Raw genomic sequence first — 2,455 nt, 5'->3', positions numbered from 1 at the left:
AAGGCTTCCGACCAGACTGAGGACGGACGCGGCGAGACTGCTGCGGACGGGGTTGCGCATCGCGTCTGGCCTTTTCAGTCGCGGGTTCGGAGACGCGTCAGCCGTGCGGGGCGGTCGCCGCGAGCGCGCGGGCACCGATATCGCGGCGCCAGACCGCATCGTCCCAGCGCAACCGCGCGACACCGTCATAGGCGATGTCGACGGCCGCGCGCAGTGTGGGCGCGGCCGCGCTGATGCCCAGAACGCGCCCCCCCGCGCCGACGATATCCCCGTTCGCATCGCGCGCGGTACCGGCCTGGAACAGGTGCACGCCTGGCGTGGCGGCGACGGCGTCGAGCCCGCCGATGACCGTGCCGGTCACAGGCTTCCCCGGATAGCCGCGCGCCGCGATCACGATTGTGGCGGAGGCGTCGTCGGAAAAATCGATGGCGACGTCGTCGAGCGTGCCGAGTGCCAGCGCCTGCAACGCCGGCAGCAGGTCCGAGCGCAGCCGGATCAACAGCGTCTGCGCTTCCGGGTCGCCGAAGCGGACATTGTATTCGATCAGACGCGCGCCGTCGGCCGTCAGCATCAGGCCCGCGAAGATGATGCCCCGGAACGGCGTGCCGCGACGCACCATTTCGACCAGCATCGGACGGACGAAGACGTCCAGCGCGGCCTCCTGCGCGGCGCGGTCGAAACCCGGAGGGGGGGAGATCGCCCCCATGCCGCCGGTGTTCGGGCCGGTGTCGCCGTCGCCGATGCGTTTGTGGTCCTGCGCCGCCCCGATCAGCACGGCGGTTTCGTCCGCGCAGAACGCGAACAGTGAGACCTCGTCACCGGTGAGACACTCCTCGATCACCACGGCGTGCCCGGCGGCACCCAGGGCCTTGTCGCGCATGATGGCGTCGATGGCGGCTTCCGCCTCCGCCACGGTCTGGGCAACGACCACGCCCTTGCCGGCGGCCAGGCCATCGGCCTTGATCACGATCGGGGCACCCCGGCGGCGGACGAAGGCGATCGCCGCGTCGGCGTCCTCGAACCGTTCCCAGCGCGCGGTCGGGATGCGGGCCGCGTCGCAGATTTCCTTGGTGAAGGTCTTGCTGCCCTCCAGTGCGGCGGCGGCCTGAAGCGGCCCGGCGCAGGGAATGTTGACCGACGCGCACGCATCGGCCAGACCCGCGACCAGCGGCGCCTCGGGGCCTGGGACGATCAGCTCGATTCCGTGTTCGACCGCGAAGGAGATCAGTCCCGGCACGTCGTCGGCCGCGATGGCGACGCAGGTGCCCAGTCCTTCCATGCCGGGGTTGCCGGGTGCGATGAAGAGGGCGTTCAGGGCGGGCGAGCGCGCGATCGCCTCGGCCAGCGCATGTTCCCGTCCCCCCGATCCGACCAGCAGAACCCGCATCGATGATCCTTTCGTCTCCGGTGCCGCGTCGTCGCGGTCACACCCCCTGTTTCAGTCGTGCGCTGTGTAGCATACACTGCACGGATGGACGAACAGGCAAGCAGCGGACCGGGTAACGTGCCCGACTATACGGTGTCGGAAATCTCCGGCGCCATCAAACGCACGCTTGAAGGGGCGTTCGGACGCGTGCGCGTGCGCGGCGAGATCACCGAATTCAAACGCTATCCGTCCGGACACCTGTATTTCTCGCTCAAGGACGAGGGGGGCAAGATCGCGTCGGTGGTCTGGCGCGGCTCGGTCTCGCGCCTCGGCCTTGTGCCGGAGAACGGTCTGGAGATCATCGCGAGCGGCCGGATCTCGGCCTATGGCGAGCGCTCGTCATACCAGCTGGTCATCGATCGGATGGAATACGCGGGCGAGGGCGCGCTGCTGGCCCGGATCGAGCGTCTGCGCCTGCGACTGGCCGAAGAGGGCCTGTTCGACGCTGCCCGGAAGCGCGCGATCCCGTTCCTGCCGCGCCTGATCGGGGTGGTCACCTCGGCACAGGGCGCAGTGCTGCACGATATTCGCACGACCGTCAGCCGTCGGTTTCCCCGTTCCCTGCTTATCTGGCCCGTCGCGGTGCAGGGGGAGGGGGCGGCGGCCCAGATCGCGGTGGCCATTGCCGGGTTCGATGCCCTGCGTCCGGGGGGTGCCGTTCCGCGCCCGGACGTGCTGATCGTCGCGCGTGGCGGCGGGTCGCTGGAAGACCTGATGGCGTTCAACGACGAAAGCGTCCTGCGCGCCGCCGCTGCCTGCCGGATCCCGCTTATCTCGGCGGTCGGGCATGAGACCGACACGACGCTGATCGACTTCGTCTCCGACCGTCGCGCGCCGACGCCGACCGCGGCGGCCGAGATGGCGGTGCCGATGCGCGCCGAACTGCTGGCTGATCTGGCCCACCGTGCGGCGCGGCTGGACAACGGCCTGGGGCGTGTGATGCAGGGGCTGCGGATGCGCCTCGAACGCGCAGGGGGGCGCCTGCCGGACCTGCCGCGTCTGCTGGACACGGCGCGGATGCGACTCGAC

2 protein-coding genes are annotated in these 2,455 nt (G+C 70.1%); one reads left to right on the top strand and one right to left on the bottom strand.

Annotated features, from left to right (window positions below):
• Positions 1-97: 97 nt before the first annotated feature.
• Positions 98-1,387 carry a phosphoribosylamine--glycine ligase gene (purD, locus tag HUK82_RS15980; RefSeq protein ID WP_176614878.1) on the bottom strand — a complete coding sequence of 430 codons (1,290 nt, stop codon included), beginning with the start codon at positions 1,385-1,387 and terminating at the stop codon, positions 98-100.
• 84 nt (positions 1,388-1,471) lie between these two features.
• Between purD and xseA the strand changes: the two genes are divergently transcribed.
• Positions 1,472-2,455 (top strand): exodeoxyribonuclease VII large subunit (gene xseA / locus HUK82_RS15975; protein ID WP_176614877.1); only part of this gene is annotated, 984 nt, incomplete at its 3' end.

Source organism: Ameyamaea chiangmaiensis (assembly GCF_013376175.1).
Lineage (GTDB): Bacteria > Pseudomonadota > Alphaproteobacteria > Acetobacterales > Acetobacteraceae > Ameyamaea > Ameyamaea chiangmaiensis.
The sequence above is the reverse complement of the archived record's forward strand: the minus strand, read 5'-3'. Positions and strand labels throughout refer to the sequence as shown.